The 23,079-nt window shown below is 58.2% G+C and carries 16 protein-coding genes and 2 pseudogenes; 15 read left to right on the top strand and 3 right to left on the bottom strand.

All coding sequences use genetic code 11. The features are described 5' to 3' along the window. Positions 1 to 18 precede the first annotated feature (18 nt). Both ACI5FR_RS12495 and ACI5FR_RS12490 read right to left on the bottom strand, forming a co-directional pair. Positions 19 to 897 (bottom strand): carbohydrate ABC transporter permease, encoded by an 879-nt coding sequence (locus ACI5FR_RS12495; RefSeq protein WP_405454841.1) that lies wholly within the window; start codon positions 895 to 897, stop codon positions 19 to 21. Between the two features lie 12 nt (positions 898 to 909). Beyond that, complete coding sequence (locus ACI5FR_RS12490; RefSeq protein ID WP_405454840.1) at positions 910 to 1,770, bottom strand: ABC transporter permease; 861 nt, start codon at positions 1,768 to 1,770, stop codon at positions 910 to 912. 264 nt (positions 1,771 to 2,034) lie between these two features. Here ACI5FR_RS12490 and ACI5FR_RS12485 point away from each other — a divergent pair. From ACI5FR_RS12485 to ACI5FR_RS12455, 7 genes and pseudogenes are all read left to right on the top strand, one after another. Continuing rightward, positions 2,035 to 3,061: pseudogene (locus ACI5FR_RS12485) on the top strand (RNA-guided endonuclease TnpB family protein). 468 nt (positions 3,062 to 3,529) lie between these two features. Beyond that, complete coding sequence (locus ACI5FR_RS12480; protein ID WP_405454839.1) at positions 3,530 to 5,221, top strand: extracellular solute-binding protein; 1,692 nt, start codon at positions 3,530 to 3,532, stop codon at positions 5,219 to 5,221. Between the two features lie 143 nt (positions 5,222 to 5,364). Continuing rightward, complete coding sequence (locus ACI5FR_RS12475) at positions 5,365 to 7,113, top strand: cache domain-containing sensor histidine kinase (protein ID WP_405454838.1); 1,749 nt, start codon at positions 5,365 to 5,367, stop codon at positions 7,111 to 7,113. Next, complete coding sequence (locus ACI5FR_RS12470; RefSeq protein ID WP_405454837.1) at positions 7,114 to 8,739, top strand: response regulator; 1,626 nt, start codon at positions 7,114 to 7,116, stop codon at positions 8,737 to 8,739. Between the two features lie 36 nt (positions 8,740 to 8,775). After that, positions 8,776 to 10,104, top strand: a complete 1,329-nt coding sequence (locus ACI5FR_RS12465) for a GH39 family glycosyl hydrolase (RefSeq protein ID WP_405454836.1) — start codon at positions 8,776 to 8,778, stop codon at positions 10,102 to 10,104. 26 nt (positions 10,105 to 10,130) lie between these two features. After that, positions 10,131 to 11,708 carry a M81 family metallopeptidase gene (locus ACI5FR_RS12460; protein ID WP_405454835.1) on the top strand — a complete coding sequence of 526 codons (1,578 nt, stop codon included), beginning with the start codon at positions 10,131 to 10,133 and terminating at the stop codon, positions 11,706 to 11,708. Between the two features lie 11 nt (positions 11,709 to 11,719). Further along, positions 11,720 to 12,244, top strand: a complete 525-nt coding sequence (locus ACI5FR_RS12455) for a GNAT family N-acetyltransferase (protein WP_405454834.1) — start codon at positions 11,720 to 11,722, stop codon at positions 12,242 to 12,244. Between the two features lie 521 nt (positions 12,245 to 12,765). Here ACI5FR_RS12455 and ACI5FR_RS12450 read toward each other — a convergent pair. Then, positions 12,766 to 13,530 (bottom strand): IclR family transcriptional regulator, encoded by a 765-nt coding sequence (locus tag ACI5FR_RS12450; protein WP_405454833.1) that lies wholly within the window; start codon positions 13,528 to 13,530, stop codon positions 12,766 to 12,768. Positions 13,531 to 13,737: 207 nt separating this feature from the next. On the opposite strand from ACI5FR_RS12450, the gene ACI5FR_RS12445 reads away from it, so the two are divergent. The 8 genes and pseudogenes from ACI5FR_RS12445 to ACI5FR_RS12410 form a co-directional block, all read left to right on the top strand. Continuing rightward, positions 13,738 to 14,847 (top strand): ABC transporter substrate-binding protein, encoded by a 1,110-nt coding sequence (locus ACI5FR_RS12445; protein WP_405454832.1) that lies wholly within the window; start codon positions 13,738 to 13,740, stop codon positions 14,845 to 14,847. Between the two features lie 11 nt (positions 14,848 to 14,858). Beyond that, entirely contained in the window at positions 14,859 to 15,959 is a 1,101-nt protein-coding gene (locus ACI5FR_RS12440) for an ABC transporter ATP-binding protein (protein ID WP_405454831.1), read from the top strand. Next, positions 15,956 to 16,813, top strand: a complete 858-nt coding sequence (locus ACI5FR_RS12435) for an ABC transporter permease (RefSeq protein ID WP_405454830.1) — start codon at positions 15,956 to 15,958, stop codon at positions 16,811 to 16,813. Before ACI5FR_RS12440 ends, ACI5FR_RS12435 begins: the two co-directional genes overlap by 4 nt. Further along, entirely contained in the window at positions 16,810 to 17,613 is an 804-nt protein-coding gene (locus ACI5FR_RS12430; protein WP_405454829.1) for an ABC transporter permease, read from the top strand. The genes ACI5FR_RS12435 and ACI5FR_RS12430 overlap by 4 nt, the downstream gene beginning before the upstream one ends. A gap of 17 nt (positions 17,614 to 17,630) precedes the next feature. Further along, a complete protein-coding gene (locus tag ACI5FR_RS12425) occupies positions 17,631 to 18,776 on the top strand; it encodes a M20 family metallopeptidase (protein WP_405454828.1) in 1,146 nt (381 codons plus the stop codon). Between the two features lie 40 nt (positions 18,777 to 18,816). Then, positions 18,817 to 20,220, top strand: a complete 1,404-nt coding sequence (locus tag ACI5FR_RS12420; protein ID WP_405454827.1) for an NAD-dependent malic enzyme — start codon at positions 18,817 to 18,819, stop codon at positions 20,218 to 20,220. Positions 20,221 to 20,693: 473 nt separating this feature from the next. Beyond that, positions 20,694 to 22,136: a sigma-54 interaction domain-containing protein gene (locus tag ACI5FR_RS12415; protein ID WP_405454826.1), complete on the top strand. Its 1,443-nt coding sequence runs from the start codon at positions 20,694 to 20,696 to the stop codon at positions 22,134 to 22,136. A gap of 261 nt (positions 22,137 to 22,397) precedes the next feature. Then, positions 22,398 to 23,075, top strand: a pseudogene (locus ACI5FR_RS12410) (CoA transferase subunit A); the annotation flags it as partial. Positions 23,076 to 23,079: the final 4 nt, after the last annotated feature.

The raw sequence follows: 23,079 nt of genomic DNA, 5'->3' as shown, positions 1-23,079 counted from the left end.
GAGATTCCGCCGCCTCCCTCACTCCTTCACGGACCCTACCACCATCCCCTTGACGAAATACTTTTGCAGGAACGGATACACGATCAGAATCGGCAGCGCGCCGATGAAAATTTGCGCCGCCTTCACGGTGTTGTTCGAGATGTTCTCCAGCTCCCGCCCGAGCGACGACAGCTGCGTGGAATCGAGCTGAATCAGGATTGTCTGCAGGAAAGTGGCGAGCGGGTACGAATCTATACTTTTCAAGTAAATCAAACCGTCAAACCAGGCGTTCCAATGGCCGACCATCTTGAACAGCGACAGCGTAGCGATCGCCGGCAAGGATAGCGGGATGTAGATCAGCGCGAGAATTTTCAGCTGTCCGGCCCCGTCGATCAGCGCCGCCTCCTCCAGCGCGGCCGGAATGCTGCGGAAGAAGTTCAGCAGCAGCACGAGCAGCCACACGTCGATCGCCCCCGGGAGAATGAGCGCCCACAGCGAATTCATGAGCCCGAGCTTCTGGATGACGATATACGTCGGCACGAGCCCGCCTCCGAACAGCAGCGTCAGGACGAAAAACCACGAGTACCAGGTTCGGCTGCGGAATACGAGCGAGTCCTTGGACAAGGGATAGGCGGCGAGGAAGATCACGATCATCGTGATGACGGTGCCGAGCACGGTACGCTCGACCGACACCCACAGCGAGTGCAGGAAGTTCGCGTTCGACAGCGTCTTCTTGTACGCGTCGAGGGTGAAATCGATCGGGACGAGCCCGACCAGGTTGGCGTTGGCCGGCGCGCGCCCGCTGAAGGACACGGCCAATGTATGCACAATCGGCAGCACGCAGAGAAAGGCGATGGCGGCCAGGAACACATAGTTGAAGACGCTGAACACGCGGTATGAGAACGTTTTATGATACAAGGGAGGGCCTCCTTAGAAAATCCGATAGTTGGCGGTCTTGAGCGCAATCCGGTAGACGGACAGAATGAGGATGCAGCTGACGACCGATTTGAACAACCCCATCGCCGTGGCGAAGCTCAGCTTCTGGCTGAGGATGCCGACCCGGTACACGTAGGTGTCGATAATGTCGCCCTTGTCGTACACGAGCGGATTGTACAGGTTGTAGATCTGGTCGAACCCGGCGCTCAGGATGCTGCTCAGCGACAAGGTCGCGCAGACGGTCATGATCGGCACGAGGCCGGGAAGCGTAATATGCAGCGTCATCATCCACCTCGAAGCGCCATCGACTTCCGCGGCTTCATACAGCTCCGGGTTGATCGAGGCCAGAGCGGCCAGGTAAATGATCGTACTGAAGCCGAATTCCTTCCACACCTCGCTCGTCACAACCGTGAACCGGAACCAGTCGCCGTCGCCCAGGAAAAAAATCGGAGGCAAGCCGAACCAGCCCTGCAGCACGCGGTTCACGAGGCCGCCCTCAGGCGACAGCAGATCGACGAGTATGGCGCCCATAATGACCCACGACAGGAAATGCGGCAAATACACGAGCGTCTGGACGATACGCTTGAACGCCATCCGCCGAACCTCGTTCAGCAGCAGGGCGAACGCCACGGGCACGACGATCATGAACCCGATTTTGAGCGAAGCGATCAAGAGCGTATTCCAGATCACCTGCAGGCTGTCGAGCCGGTCGAAGATCGCGGCGAAATGCTTCAGCCCGACCCAGTCCGAGCCGGTGACGCCCAGGTACGGTTTGTAATCCTGGAAAGCGATGACGACCCCGAACATCGGGAGATAGTGGAATAAGAACGCCAACACGACGGCTGGCAGGAGCATGAGATGGAAAATCCATGTCTTGCGGAGCCGAAACCGGACCGATTTCCTCAGCGTGCGAGGAGGCGCAGCCTCCGGGTGAGTAAGTGAGTTCATCAAATTGGTGCAGGATACCCCGAACCTCTTAGGTGGGGGAGGAATGCGCTTCGAATGCGGTGGGGTACATCACCCTCAAGCATTCGACATTCTCTCCTGCCTCCTCCTTTCTGTGATTGAATCCCACTAAATCTTTGATAGGATTGACTTAGTGAGAGCGAGGTGATCATCGTGCAAATGACAATGACAGCGAAAATGAAGATTAATCCAACGCCAGAACAAATTGAATTATTACGATGTACGTTTGATTCGTATCGTGATGGGCTCTCTTCGTTCTCAAATGGCTCAGTCCGTCATGAAAACGGTAATTGCAAAATACCAATCCATGAAAAGTAACGGTCATGGCTGGACGAAAGCACAATTCAAGAAGCCGCAGTACGATCTTGTTTGGAATCGAGACTATTCTCTTTCCAATGGATTGTTTTCGATCAATACCCTTGACGGACGCATAAAGGTGCCTTTCGAAACGAAAGGGATGGAACGTTTCTTCGACGGTTCTTGGTCTTTCGGAACCGCCAAACTCGTCAACAAATATGGGAAGTTTTTTCTGCATATTCCGATGACGAAGGAAATGCACGGTGCCTCTGAATATGATACGAATCAAGTCGTCGGTGTTGACATGGGCATTAACTTTGTCGCCGTCAGTTATGACTCTCAAGGTATATCCTTATTCTTCGACGGAAGAGCTATAAAGCAGAAGCGATCCAAGTACAAACACATGCGTAAGCAGCTGCAACAAGTAGGGACAGCTTCGGCTCGCCGAAAATTGAAGCGGATCGGAGGACGAGAAAACCGTTGGATGACCGATGTTAACCATTCGGTCAGTAAGGCACTCGTCGATCGATATGGAGCGGGCACTCTTTTTGTTATCGAAGACTTGACCGGTGTTCGTCTCGCAACGGAGCGTGTGAGAATCATAGACCGCTACGTAACGGTGTCTTGGTCTTTTTACCAACTGCGCAAAATGCTGGAGTACAAGTCCATGATAGCCGGTTCCAGAGTGATTACCGCCGATCCGCGTTACACTTCTCAAACTTGCCCAAAGTGCGGTCACACGGAGAAGGCGAATCGTAACAAAAGAAAGCATGTGTTTTGTTGTAAGACTTGCGGATACACGTCCAACGATGATCGTATTGGCGCTATGAATCTCCAGCGAAAAGGAATTGAGTACATCGCCGGAGTAACCGCACAGGCATGACCTGTGCTGTTGGGCAGTTGTCAACCTGCCTATAGTAACGCCACATGAAGGAAGGAGCCTGACGGCGCTTGCACTTCCGGGCAGTTACAAGCCCCCGCCTCTAATCGTTAGCGTAGGCGGTGGGTAGTTGACGCTACACCTCTTTTGGTTATTTGGCTTGTTAATCCCGGGGCCCCCGCAAAGTAACAGGAATAAGCTTCAGAGGATCGCTTCACTTTGTGGGGTAGATGAACATTTTGGCAGTCGCCCCTAGTGTAGCACAGCGGCAATTTCCCCTATATACCGTTTTCTTAATCGGGTATAGTGTTTTATGAAGGCGGTAACAAAGCTTTGTTAACGCTTTGTAAAGCGATTTCGACAATGTTGAGAAAAGCACACTACTGGTTAACAATGTGTTATTTCCCTCATCTTCCGCATCCTATACGATTTGGTTGTAAGCCCAAACTTAACCTACAGGGGGAAAGCACGGTGCATGTAAAAGGCAAACGACTTCTCGTAGCGGCGCTCACGATAGCGCTGGCCGGCACGTCCGTCGCCTGCTCGTCCGGCGGGAACGGCGACAGTGGCGGAAGCGACAGCGGCAAGAAGCAAGACCCGGCCACACCCGCGAAGCAGGCAGGCGGCAAGTACGACCCTCCCGTGACGATCACGACCGTGCGTGGAGTACCGAGCGCGGCCACGTTCAAGAACGGCGAGACGATCGAGGACAACGTCCACACGCGATGGGCGAAGGAGAAGCTCGGCATCGAGATCAAGACGTTCTGGTCCGTCGTGAACACGAACAGCGCCTACGACACGAAGCTGAAGCTGGCGCTGTCGGCGAACGAGCCGATGCCGGACGTCGTGCACGCGACTGGAGAGATGGCCCGCCTGCTGATCGAATCGGGCCGATTCCAAGATGCCGGCGCGCTGTTCGACAAATATGCGAGCGAGTCGTGGAAGAAGGCGATGGCCGAAGATCCTACCGTCTGGTTCGAATTCTCGAAGGACGGCAAGCGGTACGGCATCCCGGCGCTCGACTATGACTACAATAACGATCCCGTCATGTGGGTGCGGGGCGACTGGATGAAGAAGCTGAACCTCTCGGCGCCGAAGTCGATCGCCGATTACGAGAAGCTGCTCGACGCGTTCACGAACCAGGACCCGGACGGCGACGGGCAGAAGAACACGTTCGGCCTCTCGGTCGGGTTCAAGAAGGCGTACGCCAACCATTTCGGCGTCAGCTGGCTGTTCGGCGCGTACGGCGCGATCCCGGGCATGTGGCAGAAGCAGCCGGACGGCACGCTCGCCTACGGCTCGATCCAGCCGGGCGTGAAGGAAGGGCTGGCGAAGCTGAAGGAATGGGTGGCCAAAGGCTACATTCCGAAGGAAGCTCCGGTCTGGGACGAAGCCAAGGCCGGTTCGTTCGTCTCCGCCGGGCGCGCCGGCAGCTTCACGGGGCCGTATTGGTCGGAGGCTTGGCCGATGGGCGACCTGACCAAGAACGATCCGAAGGCCGAGCTCCAGACGTTCACCCTCCCGGTAGGGCCGAGCGGGAAAGGCACTTATTTTGCCACTCATCCGTACAACGGGGCTGTCTTCATCAATAAGGAAATGAAAAACCCGGAAGCCTTCTTCACCTACGGCAACTTCCTGTTCGACAACTTCGCCGATCCGAAGGCGGGCAGCGAATACGAGAACGGGTGGGCGAAAGGGTATGACTGGGATATGGTCGACGGCAAGGTCACGACCGACTTGGCCAAAATTCCGGGGGGCGGCGTCCGGGTGTTCTTCTACAGCCTGCTCATGACGCAAGGACCTCGGATTCCGTCTCAGAACATCAAAGCGCTAGTCAACCTGGCGAAAAACGGCAAGCCCGAAACGCCCTACGAGCGGTACTGGTCGCAGCTCGCGCCGCCGATCGAGATTCAGTCGTCCAGCAACGTCTGGGAGCAGCGCGACCGGCGCCTCATGAACGCCTACACCGGCGGCTCTACCGCAACGATGACCGACAAGGGCGACTACTTGAACAAGCTGGAGATGGAGACGTTCAGTAAAATCGTGTTCGGCGACGATCCGGTCGACTCTTACGATAAATTCGTCCAGACATGGAAGTCCCAGGGCGGCGACGCGATTACGAAGGAAGTGAACGACTGGTACAAGAGCGTAAGCAAAAAATAAGCGCACGAAAAGACAAGGGGCTTTCATGAGGCAATGAAGCCCCTTGCCCGCATCGCGGGAGCAAGCAGGAACCGGCCCCCTCGTGGGAGAAGGCTACAGGGAGAACTATCGGAGTCCTACTACATGAGGGGAGCGGCTCACGCGTGGATAAGAAGGTTACGATCTTCACGAAAATCGTGTGCATGATCATGGGATTGCTCGTGCCGGTCGTCCTGCTGTTCGCCCTGTCGAACTTGACGGCCGTGCATGTCATTGAGGAAGGCATGAAGAAGAACAACCTGAACAAGCTGCAATTCCTCCATGAGCAGATGGAAGCGAAGATCGACCAGCTGTCCATGAATTCGATCGCGATGTCGAACGACGCCTCGATCCGGGAGCTCGAGTTCCGCCAGCTGTCCGGCTCGAATTACGACCGGCAGAAGCTGCTGCGCATGATTCTGGACAACCTGACGCTGCAGTCGAGCATCAGCGGCTGGCTGTCGGACATTACGGTGTATTCCCGCTTGACCAACGAGATCGTCTCGACGGACAACACGTCGGTTGAGATCCACGACGACCGCTGGCTGAAGGAAGTCGCGAAAGGCTGGCGCTACATGGACGCCCCGGGTACCAAGGGCGGCAAAAATTTCGTCTGGTACTCCGTGTCCCCCATCACGGCCTACGAGGATCCGGATTCGGCCAAGCTCATCGTCCGGACTACATTCGACGTCTCTTACCTGCAAAATATGCTGGATCAATACAAAGCCGACGGGCAGGGCGATCCGTTCCTGTATCATCCGGAGTATGGCATCCTCGCGAACCGGACGCTCAACCGGTCGGGGGCGGAAGATCTGATCCGCAGCCTGCGCGGTCAAAGCCTGGACAACGCCCGCACACACTTCGAGGCCGAGATGAACGGGCGCAAGTCGCTCGCGAGCTACATCCGGATGGACAACCTCGGCTGGTATTTGGTCGATTCGGTGCCGATGGAGAACATCCTGAAGCCTGTCACCCGGACCCGCAACCTGTTCTACGGCTCGACGATCCTGCTGCTCTTGCTGAGTGTAGCCGCGTCCTACATGCTGTACCGGAACGTGCAGGTGCCGATCAAGGCGCTCGTCCGGCATGTGCAGCGGATCAAGCGCGGGGACTACGGGTCCCGGGTGAAGACGCAGGGAGGAACGGAATTCCGCTTCCTCATCGACCGGTTCAACGAGATGACGGAGCAGATCCAAGATTTGCTCGAGAAGGTCGTCGCCGAGCAGCTGCGCTCGCGGGAGGCGGTCTTGAAGCAGCTGCAGTCGCAGATTAACCCGCATTTTCTGTACAATTGCTTGTTCTACATCAAAAACATGAGCCGGATGGGCGACGAAGAGTCCGTCGTGGCGATGGCACTTAATCTCGGGGAGTATTTCCGCTATACGACCCGGCTGGGCAAGCAATCCGCGACGCTCTCCGAGGAGCTGTCCGTGATCGTGAATTACCTGGAGATCCAGAACCTGCGCATGCAGCGGATCCGTTATGAAATCGACATGCCCGAAGCGATGAACGGGCTTATCATTCCGCGACTGATCCTGCAGCCTTTGGTGGAGAATGCGATCCTGCACGGCATCGAGCCCAAAAACGGCAAATGTACCGTACGCATCTGGGGCGAGGTCGGACCCGGTGCTGGCGAATACCGGGTGTTCGTGGAGGACGACGGTGTAGGGATGGAGACGGAGCAGCTGGCCCGCTTGCAGAAGTCGGTGAACCGCAGCGAGAGCGAAGACGACGGCGGGTACGGGTTCGGCCTGTGGAATGTCAACCAGCGGGTGAAGCTTACGTTCAAGGAAGGCTCGGGGCTCTTGTTCTCTCCCGGCGCGACCGGCGGCGTACGTGTGGCCATCATCATGATAACCGGGGAGGGGACCTAGATGTATCAGCTGCTCATCGTCGACGACGAACCGTCCGTAGTGAACACGATCGCCCACACGATGCCGTGGGAGGAGCTGGAGGTCGATGAGGTGCTCCGCGCCTATTCCGGGCAGGAGGCGCTCGAGCTCGTCAAGCGGCACGTCGTCGACATCCTCATCACCGATATCCGCATGCCGGGGCTCGACGGGATTCAGCTCGTGGAGCAAATCCGGAAATTTTCGAAGCAGACACAAGTGATTTTCCTGACCGGATACGGCGAGTTCGAGTATGCTAAACGCGCGCTTCAGCTGGAGGCGGCGGATTATCTCCTGAAGCCGGTCAGCGACGAGAGCTTGATCCACTCGGTGAGCGCGGTCATCCGGAAGCTGAAGCGCGAGGAGGAGAAGGCCGAGCTGTATGAGCGCGCGGCCTTGCTGCTGCAGGAGCATCAGCCGGCGCTCAAGGCCGAGATGCTCGTTCAAGTGCTGGAGGGAGGACGTCTGGACGCCCAGGAGAGCTTGGCGATGATCGGCGTTCCGTTCGCAAGCGGCGACTTGGCCACCCTCGTGCTGATCCGGCTGGAGGGCAGCTTCTCCCGGTTCAATCGGAGAGACCGGCTCCTGATGGAGTATTCCATCTTCAATATGGCCGAGGAGACGTTCTCGCCTTACTTCGCGGTATGGACGTGCCGAGATCGGCACGAATTCCTGGTGCTGGCTCTGAAGCCGAGAATCGATCCGGATGCCGAGGATGGCCCGCAGCTGCTCCCCCGGCTGTGCGGGCAGCTGCAGCACAACGTGATGCGGTATCTGAACGGCGACATCTCGCTCGCCATCGGAAGTCCGTCGCGGTTCCCGGAAGAGATCGCCGCGAGCTACCAGTCCGCGCTGCTGCTCATGCGCCGGAGGCTTGGCAAAGACATCGGACTGATCATGAAGGCGGACGACCCGCTCGAGAAGCAGGACGTGCCCAGCCTGAAGGCGCTGCACGAACCTCCCTCCCTGAACCATCTCCTCGAGGAGGGGCGGTGGGAGGAAGCCGGCATGAAGCTGGAGATGAGCTTCGAGGAGCTGGATCAAGTGTGGAACGATTCTCCGGAGCTTCTGACGGAGCTCTACCACGCAATCGCCTTCGGCTGTTACCGGTACGCGCACGCGAACGGAGAGACGCTGACCCGGCTGATGGAGCGGATCGGGGAACCGGAGGGTCTCCCGGAGCTTCGTGCGCTGCTGTCGGTTCACCGGATGAAGGAATGGGCGCTCGGCCTGTGCCGCCAGCTGTCCTGCGAGAAGACGGAGGACACCCGCAGCTCGCGGGCGTCGGTCGTCGCCCATGTGAAGGCGTACATTCACGAGCATCTGGCCGACGACGTCTCGCTGCACGTGCTTGCCGATCAGGTGGGGCTGCATCCCGTCTACCTGTCGAAGGTGTTCAAGCTGGAGACGGGCGAAGGGTTGAAGGAATATTTGCACCAGGTGCGCATGGAGAAGGCGGTCCGGCTGCTCAAGCACAGCGATCACAAAATTTACGAGATTACGGCGGAGGTCGGCTACCTGAATACGCCTTATTTTATCAAAGTGTTCAAGAAAGAGTTCGGCCAGACGCCGCAGGAATATCGCGACCATTATGCGATGACGAAGGGATGACTAAGTGAATTTTACAAGACCAGGAGGTCTGCACGTATGACTGACATCACCATTCACCTGGACCGGCCCGCCGGCAAGATAAAGCCGCTGCACGGGGTCAACAACGGACCGGTCTGCTACGGGTCTCTCATAGACGTTACCGACTACTATATCGAGGCGGGGATCCCGCTCGTCCGCATTCACGACCCGAACTGGCCGCATGCGTGGGAGTGCGACATTCATACGATTTTCCCTGACTTCACCAAAGATGCGGCGGATCCGGCCAGCTACGATTTCACTCGAACGGATGAGTATTTGCAAACGATTCTCGACACCGGCGCCCAGATCGTTTATCGGTTAGGAGAGAGCATCGAGCATACGAAACGCAAGCATTATGTGCATCCGCCGCAGGATTACGCCAAGTGGACGCAAATCTGCGTGAACATCATCCGGCACTACAATGACGGCTGGGCGGACGGCTTCCACCATAACATTCGGTACTGGGAGGTGTGGAACGAGCCTGACCTGGACGAGCGCATGTGGTCCGGGACTCCGCTGCAGCTGTTCCAGCTGTATGAAGCGACCGTTCATGCGATTCGCGCGTACGATCCGAGCCTGAAGGTCGGGGGATACGCGGCGGCGCGGCCCAAGCTTCCGTTTTTGACCGATTTCCTTGACTATTGCCAGGAACGGCGGCTGCCGATTGACTTCTTCACCTGGCATACTTATACGGCGGATCCTATGAAAATCGTCGAGCATGCGCATCACGTCCGGAACGAGCTGGATAAGCGCGGATACACGAGCACGGAGAGCCATTTGAACGAGTGGAACTATTTGGAGAGCGATTTTACGAAAATTTGGCTGCGGGGCAACGAATACGCAAGGAAGAGCAACTTCGACAAGCAGAAGAGCGCGCTGGGCGCCGCCTTCACCGGCACGGTGTTGACGCTGCTGCAAGACGCTCCGGTCGATGCGGCCAATTACTACGACGGCCAGCCGACCGCCTTATTCTGCGGGTTGTTCGACTACCATGGCGTGCCTCAGAAAACGTATTACACTTTCAAAGCGTTCCAAAGAATGATGCAGTATCCAGACCGCGTGCTGACGATGGTGAACGAGAAGACGGCGCGCGTTGCGGCTATGGCCGGGCTGAACATGGAAGGCGGCGGCGCGGCGCTTGTTAGCAGCTTCGGCGGCAACGCTCGGGTACATACGATCCGGTTCGGCGGGTTGCCGGAGCGGCAGCGGGTGCGGATTTATGCCGTGGACGACGACCACCGGCTCGAGCTGCGCAAGGAGATCGTTGTGGAGCCTGCCGGAGAATCGGAGGTCGGCTTTTTCCTTCCGTCCTACAGCGTGACGCTGCTGGAGTGGGCGGCGGGATAAGCGGTTAAAAGGGAGGCAGCTGCGTTATGAAAGTGTTGATCGGCAGTGTGATCATGGAGAGCAACACGTTCAGCCCGATGGTGAGCACGATGGACGATTTCCGCCGGCATCACTGGGTGACGGGGGAAGCGATCCGATCGGTGAAGACGGAGAACGAGCTCCGGGGCTTCCTGCAGGCGGCAGAGGAGCAGGGCGTGGAGACGGTTCCCGTCCTGTCGGCGAACGCGGTGTCCTCGGGGACGATGACGGAGGAGTCGTTCCACGTGCTGCTGGCCGAGGTGCAGCGCTTGTTCGAGGCTGCGCTGAGCGAGGCGGGGACGTGCGACGGCATCTACTTGGCCTTGCACGGGGCGATGGTGGCGCAAAGAGCCGACGATCCGGAGGGCGAGCTCGTCTCGCTCATCCGCCGGGTTGCCGGCTGGGACATCCCGCTCGTCGTCTCCCTCGATCTGCATGCGAACGTCACGCGGCGGCTCGTGCGGCACGTGAACGGCCTCGTCGGCTTCCGGACGTATCCGCACGTGGACTTCGCGGAGACCGGCCGGCGTTCGGCCCGGCTCCTGTTCGCCGCGATCCGCGGGGACGTGCAGCCCTACGTCGCTATGCGGAAGCTGCCGCTGCTCGTGCCGGCGGAGAACAGCCAGTCCAGCCACGGGCCGTTCGCCGAGCTGTGGGCGGAAGCCCAGCGCGGAGAAGCGAGCGGGGACGCGCTGATCACGTCGCTCTTCCCGGTCCAGCCTTGGCTGGACATCGAGGAGATGGGCTGCTCCGTCGTCGTCGTTGGCGACGTCCGCCGGAAGGAGGCCGCCATCCGGGAAGCGGAGCGGCTCGCGGACATATTCTGGCGGAAGCGCGAGGCGTTCGGCATCGCGCTCCACCGGGTGGCGGACATCGTCGACGAGGTCCGTCGGCTTCCGGCTGGCGCTGGGCCGATCGTCGTCTCGGACTCGGCCGACAGCCCGAGCGCCGGCTCGATCGGCGACAGCAACGCCGTGCTGCGCGGCTTGGTGGAGAGCGGGCTCTGGCGCACGCACAGTTGCCTCGTCACCGTCGTCGATGCCGAAGCAGTCGCGGCCGCGATCCGGGCGGGCGTCGGCGAGACGGTGCGGGTCACCGTTGGGTACAAGGCGACGAGCGGCAATCCGCACCCGCTCGGCGCGCCGCTCGCTGTGGAAGGCCGCGTCCGGCGCATCGGCGACGGGCGTTTCTCCCTGAAGGGCGGCTACGCCAAGAACACCGAGTGCTCCATGGGGCGCTGCGTCGTGCTCGAGGTGGGGAAGCTCTCCGTGCTCCTCACGGAGCGGGCGACGTTCTCCGGCGATCCGAGCATGTACCGGAGCATGGGGCTCGAACCGGCCGAGGCGCACCTTGTTCTGGTCAAGTCCGCCACCCAATTCCGGGGGGAGTATGAACGGATCTCGAGCCGCATCTACATCCTGGACACGCCCGGTTACAGCTCGGCGAACTTGAAGCGCTTGGCGTTCGCCAAGCTGAACCGGCCGGTGTATCCGCTGGACGAACCGGACGATTGGCGCGACCATCCGGTTTATGGAGTGGAACGGCAGCGAAAAGAAGATGAGGCCGGAGCGGCTTCATTGGGGTAGGGGGAAGAGAGATGACGGAGTCCGTCGCACTGGTACGACCGAGCGTAGAGTACCAGGATGCCTATATGGCGTTTTACCGAGAGTGGGTGGGTAGCGGAGAAGATATGGTGCCGTGGGTGATCAGCCGGGACCCGTCGGATTTCCAGGCGATGGTCGAGTGGCTGCTAGCGAACGAGACCGACGAGCGCTTGCCGGAAGGGCGGGTGCCCGACTCTACTTATTGGCTGATCACCGCCAGCGGCCGGGTCGTCGGGGCGGTCAACATTCGGCACCGGCTGACCGAGAAGCTGTTCCAGCGCGGCGGTCACATCGGGTACGGCATCCGCCCTTCCGCCCGGCGATGCGGCTATGCGACGAAGCTGCTCGCGCTCGCCCTGGAGAAGGCGAGGGGGCTCGGCATTCGCGACGTGCTCGTCGTCTGCGACTCGACGAATGAGGCCTCGGCGCGCACCATTGTGCGCAACGGCGGCGTTCCGGCCGAGAGCTTCACCGAGGAAGACGGCAATGTGATCAACCGATTCTGGATTCGGCCGTAGGAGGGTCGCTCGGCTCGTCAATGTATAAGAGTTTAGCGGGAACTGGGTCCGTATCCCCTCTGTTTGGCGGGAAGCAGCTCTATCGTGGATCCGAATAGCGTGTAGTTCGATTTTGCCCAATTAGAGTCGGTGTTGAGGGAAGTGCACGTTATGCAGTTCGATTTTGCCTAACTAAATGGCGGTATTCCAAGGTCCGTGTTCTAAACGTGCGCTCCAATTCGACGAAATCGAACTAGAGTTCGTCCAAATGAAATCTAGCCTTCTGTAAGTTGGTGAAATCAAACTAGAGCGCGTTTGTATCGGTCCGATGAGCCATCCACAATTAATCGACAGCCTATGAGACCGACTAACTCTGGCGAAAGAGCCGGACTGAACCGAATCAGACGACGAGACCGACCAACTCTCAGGCTGTTTCGCAACATCAAGCCTTGACTTTCACACATAGCGAACAACGTTTATACATAGAATACAAAATAGAAGGCCGAGCGAATTCGCTCGGCCTTCTGTTTTTCATCTAGCCTCTAATTCGCTTTCCCCCGGTACCCCAACTGATGCGAAATGTCCTGGGTAATGTCCACGACATGCCGGATGAAATCGTCCAAAAAGGGCTGCACTCGGTCCGTAGGGCCGATCATGCTGATCGAGGCGTTCACGGAACCGTCCGCATCGTAGATCGGAGCCGCGATGCCGGTTACGCCGACATTGCGCATATTCGAGCTCACTTCGTAGCCGTTGTCGCGGATGCGGCGAAGCCGTTCCTTGATCTCTTCGGGTTTCTTCATGGAATAAGCGGTAAAAGTGCGAATTTCCTCGGACAAGACGTGATCCACAAACTCTTGGTCGCGAAAAGCAAGAATCGAACGGGCCGCCGATGTAGCATACAGCGGGAACCGTCTATAGGCGTCGACATTGAAGCGAATCGGATATTTCGATTCGATTTTGTCCACATAGATGGCCTCGTATTGGTCTCTCGCGCACAAGCAGACGAACTCCTGCGTGAGATCCGCAAGCTTATGCAGATACGGTTTGGCAAAGTCCGCCAAGTTGTGGTTGCGCAGCACCTGGTTCCCGAGCTCTAAGAGCGTGTATCCGAGGGAATATTGTTTATTGGCGGGATTTTGTTTAATGAAACCTTCGCTCTCCAGCGTCATGAGCAGCTTATGCACGGCCCCCTTGGAAAGCTGAAGCTGCCGGCTCAATTCGCTGACGCCGAGTTCCTTGCCGGATTCCAGAAACACTTTCAACAACTTGCAGCTGTTTTTCACGGAAGATAGATGATTGTCCATAATGAAGCTCCTGTCTCCTCGCCGGGCAACCGCGCCGAACTCCTAAATTTTCCTAGCTAGTGTATCATAATCAAACGCAAAAATGTATTGCGAGCCAAACAAGTACCATGCTAGAATTGTATCATATTCACGTATAGTAAACAACGTTCACATATAGTGAACAATACTAAAATGTGAACATAACTAACGCCACTGGAGGAATCATCAATGAAAAAATGGGGTACTCTTCTTTCCGTCGCTGCTATAAGCGCTTCCTTGCTCGCCGGGTGCGGCTCGAGCGCGCCGAAGGCAGGAGATCAGACAGGTACGTCGGGAGGAACCGCGCCGGCTGGCTTGACACCGGAGAAGCAGCTGGTCGTCGCAGGCAACGGGGCTACGGTCGAACAACTGATGAAGGACGAGATTTTCAAAAAGTTCAATGAGAAATACCCCGATGTGAAGCTGACGTACGTGTCCGGCGTATCTACGGAAATTGTGGCCAAAGTAAAAGCGCAAAAAGCTTCCCCGCAAATCGACGTAACGGTAATCGAAGGCGGCGAGCAAGAGGGCGGCCGCGTGGAAGGATTATGGGACACGCTTTCTGAAAGCGATATCCCGAATATGAAGAAAGTAAGTCCGGAGCTCAAAGTGAAGGATACGTCCGGTGTGGCGGTCAACTTTACGCCGATGGGCATTTCCTACAACGCCGATCTGGTCAAAGCCAAAGGGCTGCCGGTTCCCCAGTCGTGGAACGATCTGGCCAAGCCGGAGATGAAGGGCAACATCAGTATCGCGGAAATTTCCAGTAACTTCGGCCGCTCTGCGATGATCATGCTCGCTTATGCGAACGGCGGGTCCGAGAAAAACATCGATCCCGGCTTCGAGAAATTGAAAACGATCGCAGGCTACATGCCGACGTTCGCGAAGTCGTCCGCGCAGCTGCAGCAGGATATGCAGAACAAGACGGCGGCCTATACGACATGGACGATGGCTAGAAGCTTGGTGCAGCAAGACGCCGGGCTGAATCTGCAGTTCGTCATTCCGAAGGAAGGCGCGAATCTCGTGCCGAACGTCGCCACGATCGTCAAAGGCGCGAAGAATCCGAACGCAGCCAAGCTGTTCATCGACTTCCTGCTGACCGACGAAGTGCAGACCCTGTATGGCAGCAAGCTCTATTATAACCCGGCTGTTCCGGTCAAGCTTCCGGATGATCTTGCCAAAAAGCTGGACTTCGACCGCAAAAAAGTAGTTACGTTCGACCTGGAAGTAGTCGGTCAAAAGACGCCGGAGTGGCTCGACCGCTTCAACCGGGAAGTAGCGACAAAAGTCGGAAAATAAGGTGATGCCTCGTGAGCAAACAAATTGACGTCGAGTTGAAAAACATCCAGAAAAAATTTGGTGCGAACATCGTCGTAGACCGGTTCGATATTCAAATCGAGAAAGGGGAATGCGTCACCTTTCTCGGCCCTTCAGGGTGCGGCAAGACGACGACGCTGAATATGATCGCGGGCTTTTTGGAGCCGGATCAGGGTGAGCTGTACATTAAAGGAAAACGGATGAACGGCGTGCCGTCGAATAAGCGGGACTTGGGGATGGTGTTCCAAACGTATTCGCTCTTCCCGCATATGACGGTTTTCGAAAATGTCGCGTACGGGCTGAAGCTGCGGAAAGTGCCGAAGGCGGAAATCGCCGACAAAGTGAACAAAGTACTCGGCATCGTCAAGCTCCCTCATCTCGCGGACCGATATCCGAAGCAACTGTCCGGAGGACAACGGCAGCGGATCGCGATCGCACGGGCGCTCGTGACCGAGCCTTCGCTCTTGCTGCTCGACGAGCCGCTCAGCAACCTGGACGCGAAGCTCCGCGAAGAGCTCCGGGACGAGATGAAACGGCTGCAGCAGGAGATCGGCGTGACGACGATTTTCGTAACGCATGACCAGGAAGAGGCGCTTTATCTCTCGAGCCGCATCGTCGTACTGAATCACGGTAAAGTCGAGCAAATCGGAACGCCGTGGGACATTTACAACCGTCCGGCCTCCGAATTCGTGCATACGTTTATCGGCAAATCGAACCGGATGACCGGAACTGTCGAGTCGTCGAGCAATGGCGCGCTGCTGCTGAAAACGGATGCCGGAACGATACGGGCCGCCTCCCGTGACCAACAGGTATCCGCTGGTGAAGCCGTATCGATCTATGTGCGTCCGGAAACGATCGCGCTCTATACGGAGGACCGCGGAACCGCCGATGTCAACCGGATGAAGGGCACCGTTAAGCTGACCTCGTTTTTAGGCGCCCATACGGAATGCGAGGTCGAGACGGGATCTTTCACCGTAACGGTGCGGCTGCATGACGCCCGGCAAAACTTCACCTTGGCCTCCGGGCAGCAAGTGTATTTGGAATGGTCGCCCGAGGACGTGTTCGTTTTCCCGAGAGAGGATGAAGGGCAATGAAAGGGAGTTTTCGAGGTGTGAAGACAACCGCCCTGCTGCTGCTCGTACCCGCGCTCATCGTGCTCATCGGCGTTTTCTTGCTGCCAATGTTGTACATTCTCGCGCTGAGCTTCCAGGATAAACACGAGCAGTTTTCGTTCGATAACTATTTGCTCTTCTTCCAGGACCCGTATTATGCGCAAATTTTATGGCGGACGATCAAGCTCAGCCTGTATACCGCCGTCGTCTGCTTAATCCTAGGCTATCCGGTTGCCATGTACATGGCCAAGGCATCCAGCAGAATGCGCGGAATCGTCACCTTTCTGATCATCGCGCCGCATTTGGTCAGCGTCGTCATCCGCAACTTCGGCTGGGTCATCATTCTGGGGGAAAAAGGACTGATCAACAATTTCCTGACGAAGCTTGGACTGATCGAGCAGCCGCTCAAGCTGATGTACAACGAGCTCGGCGTCGTGATCGGCCTGACCGACTCGCTTATCGTTTACATGGTGTTGGCGATCGCCACCAGTCTGTATCAGATCGACGGCTCCTTGTACAAGGCGTCGGGCATTCTCGGCGCAAGCAAGCTGCGTACGTTCTTCACCGTCGTCCTGCCCCTGACGCTGCCGGGTATGCTGGCCGGAACGACACTCGTATTCAGCCTGTCCATGAGCTCCTACGTTACGCCGGCCCTGATGGGCGGGAGCGGAGTGAAGGTGCTTCCGGTCATTGCGTACGAGAAAATTATGACGCAGCTGAACTGGCAGATGGGCGCCGCGCTGTCGTTCGTTCTGTTGGCATCTACAGTCGTTTTGGTAACCTTGTTCACCCGGCTAATTGAAACGAAGCGATACAAAGAGGTGTTTTCCTCATGAAACTCAAAATATCGCCGCTCGGCGTCATTACGTTTATCGTCGTCCTGTTTGTCATTTCGCCGCTTCTGGTCGTCATTCCGACCTCGTTTACGTCGGTCAAATATTTGTCTTTCCCTCCCGAAGGGTTCTCGGGTATGTGGTACGCCAAAATATTCGACCGGCCCGAATTTACGGAATCGTTCGTGTTCAGTCTGGAGCTGGCCGCACTGACGGCGGTCATCTCCACGCTGATCGGCGTGCTGGCGGGACTCGCCCTGCACCGGCACAAATTCCGGGGCAGCGGCGTTGTCACCGGCCTGCTGCTATCGCCGCTTACGGTGCCGGCGCTCATCATCGGGATTGCGGCGCTGTTGTTCTTCACGCGAATCGGGATTGCCGGGACATTCCTCGGGCTGCTCTTGGCGCACGTGCTCATTACGATTCCGTACGTCGTCCGTCTTGTGTTGACCGGACTGAGCTCGTTCGATTATACGTTGGAGCGCGCGGCTTACATTATGGGCGCGAAGCCGTTCCACGTGTTTCGGGACATAACAATTCCTTTATTAAAACCGGCGATTATGTCGGGGGCGATCTTCGCGTTTTTGACGTCGTTCGATAACGTGACCGTTTCGCTCTTCCTCATTTCGCCGTCTACGACCACACTGCCGCTGGCCATCTTCAGCCATATGCAGGAATCGCTGGACCCGCTCGTCGCATCCATTTCATCGGTTGTCATTTTGCTTAGTCTCGTATTTATCATTATTTTGGAACGCGTTTATGGTTTGGACCGGCTGTTCGGTTCCAATTCGCATTCCCATTGACGGAGATGCTTCACAACATGTCATCACTTACGATTACCGAACGAATCCAATCCGATTTGCCCGAATTGCTTCGCCTGCTTGAAGAAAGCGTCAATATGGACTCTCCATCCAAATGCAAGGAACTAAACGATACGATGGCCCAGTGGTACGCCCGCCAGTTCACCCGGTTGACCGGGGGGCATGTCGAGACGGTCAAGCACCCTGTCGCCGGCGACCGGCTGTTGTGCCATCTCGGAGACGGCCCGAAGCAGGTGCTGCTCGTCGGCCATTACGATACCGTCTGGCCGATCGGCGAAGCCGGCCGAAGGCCGTTCCGCATAGAGAACGGCAATGCCTACGGTCCCGGCGTCTATGATATGAAGGCGGGCTTGCTGCAGGCGATATTCGCGCTCAAAGCGCTTGTAGAGTCCGGACGGTTCCCTACGGACAAACGGGTCACGCTGCTCATCAACAGCGACGAGGAGATCGGCAGTCCGACTTCCCGCGAGCTGATCGAGCAGGCCGCCCGGGAAGCGGCCGCCGCCTTCGTGCTGGAACCCCCGATGGAACCGACCGGCGCGCTCAAGACAGCCCGCAAAGGAAGCGGGCGGTACAAGCTGACGGTCAAAGGCATCTCCGCCCACGCCGGAGTGAATCCGCAAAACGGGGTATCGGCGATCGAAGAGTTGGCCTGCCAAATCCAGCGGCTGCACGCGATAACCGATCATGCCCGAGGAACGACGGTCAATGTGGGCACGGTGCACGGAGGCATCGGCAGCAATGTGGTCGCCGACCATGCCGAGGCCGAAATTGACGTTCGCGTCGCCACGAGCGAAGAGGCTGAGCGAATCGATGCCGAGCTCGCGGCGCTTACGCCGTTCCTGCCTAATGCAGTGTTGACCGTAACCGGAGGCATGACACGGCCGCCGATGGAGCGGACCGAGGCGACCGAGGCACTGTACGCGCTCGCCCGCGAGATCGCCAGGACCGAGCTGGCGCTCCATGTGGAGCAGACGTCGACCGGCGGCGTCAGCGACGGCAACTTCATCGCCGCCGTCGGTACGCCGACGCTCGACGGGCTGGGCGCGCGCGGCGATCACGCGCATTCCCCGCTGGAGTATATCCGCATTGCCGAAATTCCGGCGCGTGCGGCGCTCTTGGCTCGGTTGATAGAAAGCTGCTGAGCAAACGAAATCATCATTGTAACCGAACGGAGGAAGCAGCTTGTCTTATAACAGTTTAATCGTGCGTCTGGAATTGAATCACGCGAGGGCGAGCTTCGGCGACGTGGCTTCCGTCATTAGCGCCGCCGGCGGCGACATCACCTCCATCGACGTCATCCGCCCGGGACAAGAGACGTCCGTGCGCGACATCACCTTTCACATCGACGATTCGCAGGAATCGCAAGTGATAGATTCGCTTAAGGCGATGGATGGCATCCGGATCGTCAACGTATCGGACCGGACGTTTCTCGTCCACCTGGGAGGCAAAATTTCCATTCAACCGAATTTGCCAGTCAAAAACCGGGACGAGCTGTCACGCGTTTATACACCTGGCGTAGCCCGCGTGTGTACGGCGATTCACGAGCAGCCCGACAAGGCGTACTCGCTTACGATCAAGCGGAACACCGTCGCCGTCGTCTCGGACGGCACCGCCGTACTGGGGCTCGGAGACATCGGTCCGCATGCGGCTGCACCGGTAATGGAGGGCAAGGCCATGCTGTTCAAGCAGCTGGCGAACGTCGACGCTTTCCCGATTTGTCTCGACACGACGGATACGGAAGAAATCATCCGGACGGTTAAAGCGATCAGCCCGATTTTCGGAGGCATCAATCTCGAGGATATTAGCTCCCCGCGCTGTTTCGAGATCGAAACGCGGTTAGCCGAGGAGCTGGACATTCCGGTCTTCCATGACGACCAGCACGGTACCGCCGTTGTTGTCGTCGCCGGGTTGATCAATGCGCTGAAAGTCGTAGGCAAACGGATGGAGGAGATCCGCGTCGTCGTGAACGGGATCGGCGCCGCCGGCGTCTCGATCTGCAAAATGCTGCTGGCCTCCGGCGTACGGGAGCTGGTGCCCGTTGACCGTGATGGCGTGATCGTCCGCGGCGGCACCTATCCGCATCCGATGTGGCAATGGCTGGCCGAGCAGCCGCAGGTTCAGGCGGAGCCGGGCACCTTGCAGGATGCGATTCGGGGCGCGGACGTCTTCATCGGCGTCTCGCGGGGTGGGCTGCTGAATGCGGACCATATTCAGACGATGGCCCCGGATCGGATCGTGTTCGCCATGGCCAACCCGAAGCCGGAGATCGAGCCGCAGGAGGCGCTGCCGCATGTGCGCGTATTCGCGACCGGGCGCAGCGATTACCCGAACCAGATCAACAACGTGCTTGCGTTTCCGGGCATCTTCCGAGGGGCGCTTGATTGCCGGGCGCGCCGGATCAACGAACCGATGAAGCTGGCCGCCGCCCGGGCGATCGCCGCCGTCGTGTCGGCGAGCGAGCTGGAAGAGCAGTACATCATCCCGAGCATTTTCAATGATCAAGTAGCGTCCAAAGTCGCTCATGCCGTCATCGAAGCGGCGATTTTGACCGGAACGGCGCGCCGTACGCCGCCCGATTTCCGGTAATATTACGTCCCGGCCGCAGTGCGGCCGGGCTTTTTTTGTTAATACGGCTCTAAGGGGAGCCACGATCATCATATACGCGCTACCTCTCATCCGATGCAAAGTCATATAGTCGTACAGCTGCCTTTGCACCGTCGCTCTTGTAAGTCGATTTTGCCGAATTAGAGCAGGAGTTGAATCGGATTGAACACGTGGAATTCGATTTCGCCTTCTTATCTAGCGACAATTCGGCTGTATGTCTCGCAATTAGCGATACAAGCTGGCAAATTCGAACTAGAGCACGTTCTGGCCGCGATGGTTCACTTCCAAGTTGGCAAATTCGAATTAGACCGTGAATCGCCTCGGGTTCCACGGGAAAAGACTACTCCTACTCCTACTCCTACTCTACGAAATGAACGCTATGCTAGAATACACTTATAGGGAAGGGCTCGTATAGGTTGAGAAGCAGGAAGCTAACGACAGGGGGCGGGGGAAAGATGGACATCCGCAAGGACGGTTGGGTGCATCGGCTGATGCTGCAGCAAGAGGAGGAGAAGGCGCGGTTCGAGCAGCAGGCGAGGCTGTACCGGATCGCGCTCGAGAGCGCGTACGAAGGCATCGTCGTCGCCGACCGGAACGGCTATGTGCTGGACGTCAACGAGACATACGCCTCCTTCATCGAACGGGAGCGGGCGGAGCTGATCGGGCGGCACGTGACCGAGGTCATAGAGAATACCCGGCTTCACATCGTAGCGAGAACCGGCAAGGCGGAGTACGGGGAGCTGCAAAAAATTCGCGGGCATTGGATGATCGCGAACCGCATCCCGGTCTTCAGCGACGGGGAACTCATCGCGGTCGTAGGAAAGATCATGTTCCAGGACATCGACAAGCTGTTCGAGATGAACGCGAAATACAGAGAGGTGCAGACCTTCCTGGCGCCCCGCGAGCAGGCGAAGCGATCGGCTTATGCCGCCAAATATCGGCTGAATCATATTACGGCAGTCAGCGACACGATGAACCGGGCGAAGGCGCTGGCGGAGCGGGTGGCCGGCTCGAGCAGCACGGTACTGCTCCTAGGAGAGAGCGGCACGGGGAAGGAATTGTTCGCCCACGCGATCCATCAACTGAGCGGCCGGTTCTACGGCCCGTTCGTTCCCGTGAATTGCGCCGCGATCCCGGAGTCGCTGTTCGAATCCGAACTGTTCGGCTACAAGGAAGGCTCGTTCACCGGGGCCAGGAAGTCGGGCAAGCCGGGCAAATTGGCGCTCGCGCACAAAGGTACGGTGTTCCTCGACGAGATCGGCGAGCTGTCCCTGGCCATGCAGGCCAAGCTGCTGCGGGTGCTGGAGGAGAAGGAGATCGAGCCGATCGGAGGTGCTCCGGAATCGGTCGACATCCGCTTCATTGCCGCGACGAACCGGGAGCTGGAGCGGATGGTGGAGGAGGGAGCGTTCCGTCGCGATCTGTACTACCGGCTGCAGGTGATCGAGCTGCGCATCCCGCCGCTCCGGGAGCGGCCGGAAGACATCCCGCCGCTGTGCGAGGAGCTGCTGCGCGAGCTGCGGCCTGTAAGGCCCGGCGGCGAACCGGTCGCGGTGGCGCCTGCGGCGATGGAGGCGCTCCGGGCGTATGCGTGGCCCGGGAACGTGCGGGAGCTGCGGAACGTGCTGGAGCGCGCGATGTATATCATGTCGGGGCGGATCATCTCGATCGAGGATTTGCCGCCCCGAATGCATGCCAACCCCGTCCCTCCCGCAGAGATGCCGCGAACAGCATCCACGCTGCGAGAAGCGGTCGAACAGCTCGAGGAAGCATGGATGCTAGAGGCGCTGCAGGCGACAGGCGGCGACAAGCGGGGGGCCGCGGAGCGGCTCGGCATGAGCAAATCCGCCTTCTATGCCAAGCTGGATAAGCTGAAGCCGGGGGAGGCGAAGGGTTGATCCCATTCATTCCGGAACTCAGGAATGAAATGTCCTGGAATCCGGAATCTGGACGTCGATATTGCCTCAATAATCCACGCATAACAGTCAATTTCAATAAGTGCGAAAAAAAATTTTGCAGCGGGCCACCCTTGTGCCGGCTGCTTTTTTGTTGCTTGCGATTCCGGATGCGGACCCACACCTGCCTCAGTCATCTCAACTTGGCATGATTTTTGCTTATATAAAGGTCGTAAGCATGTATAAGGAGGCGATCCACCCATGATAAAGCCTGTACTGACATCTTATCGGGAAGCGATTAGCGGCATTCGGGACGGCATGACCTTGATGGTAGGCGGATTCGGACTGTGCGGCATACCCGAGAATCTCATCCTCGCGCTCGCCGAGTCCGGCGTCCGCGACTTGACCGTCATCTCCAACAATTGCGGGGTAGACGACTGGGGGCTCGGCCTCCTGCTCCGCAACCGGCAAATCCGCAAAATGATCGGCTCCTACGTCGGCGAGAACCGGGAATTCGAGCGCCAAGTGCTGGCGAACGAGCTCGAGCTCGAGATCGTGCCGCAGGGCACGCTCGCTGAACGGATCCGGGCCGGGGGGGCGGGGATTCCCGCGTTCTACACGCCGGCAGGGGTCGGTACCCCAGTGGCCGAAGGCCGGGAAGTAAGGGAATTCGGCGGCAAGCGCTACTTGCTCGAGACGGCACTTGCGGCCGACTACAGCCTCGTGCGGGCGCACCTAGGGGACCGGGCCGGCAACCTCGTGTACAGCCATACGGCGCGCAATTTCAATTCGATGATGGCCGCAGCCGGCCGAACCACAATAGCCGAGATCGAACAGCTGGTCGACATCGGGGAGATCGAACCTGCGCAAGTGCACACGCCGGGCGTGTATGTCCAGCAGCTGATCGTCGGACAGCAGCAGAAGCGGATCGAGCGCCTGACTACGT

The organism is Paenibacillus sp. HJGM_3 (assembly GCF_045062745.1).
In the GTDB taxonomy this organism is placed as follows: Bacteria; Bacillota; Bacilli; order Paenibacillales; family NBRC-103111; genus Paenibacillus_AA.
The sequence above is the reverse complement of the archived record's forward strand: the minus strand, read 5'-3'. Positions and strand labels throughout refer to the sequence as shown.

Coding starts and splice junctions, on each gene's coding strand:
- ACI5FR_RS12415 (WP_405454826.1), top strand. CDS start 20,694: ATGGACATCCGCAAGGACGGTTGGGTGCATCGGCTGATGCTGCAGCAA.
- ACI5FR_RS12470 (WP_405454837.1), top strand. CDS start 7,114: ATGTATCAGCTGCTCATCGTCGACGACGAACCGTCCGTAGTGAACACG.
- ACI5FR_RS12490 (WP_405454840.1), bottom strand. CDS start 1,770: ATGCTCCTGCCAGCCGTCGTGTTGGCGTTCTTATTCCACTATCTCCCG.
- ACI5FR_RS12430 (WP_405454829.1), top strand. CDS start 16,810: ATGAAACTCAAAATATCGCCGCTCGGCGTCATTACGTTTATCGTCGTC.
- ACI5FR_RS12455 (WP_405454834.1), top strand. CDS start 11,720: ATGACGGAGTCCGTCGCACTGGTACGACCGAGCGTAGAGTACCAGGAT.
- ACI5FR_RS12435 (WP_405454830.1), top strand. CDS start 15,956: ATGAAAGGGAGTTTTCGAGGTGTGAAGACAACCGCCCTGCTGCTGCTC.
- ACI5FR_RS12465 (WP_405454836.1), top strand. CDS start 8,776: ATGACTGACATCACCATTCACCTGGACCGGCCCGCCGGCAAGATAAAG.
- ACI5FR_RS12450 (WP_405454833.1), bottom strand. CDS start 13,530: ATGGACAATCATCTATCTTCCGTGAAAAACAGCTGCAAGTTGTTGAAA.
- ACI5FR_RS12460 (WP_405454835.1), top strand. CDS start 10,131: ATGAAAGTGTTGATCGGCAGTGTGATCATGGAGAGCAACACGTTCAGC.
- ACI5FR_RS12425 (WP_405454828.1), top strand. CDS start 17,631: ATGTCATCACTTACGATTACCGAACGAATCCAATCCGATTTGCCCGAA.
- ACI5FR_RS12445 (WP_405454832.1), top strand. CDS start 13,738: ATGAAAAAATGGGGTACTCTTCTTTCCGTCGCTGCTATAAGCGCTTCC.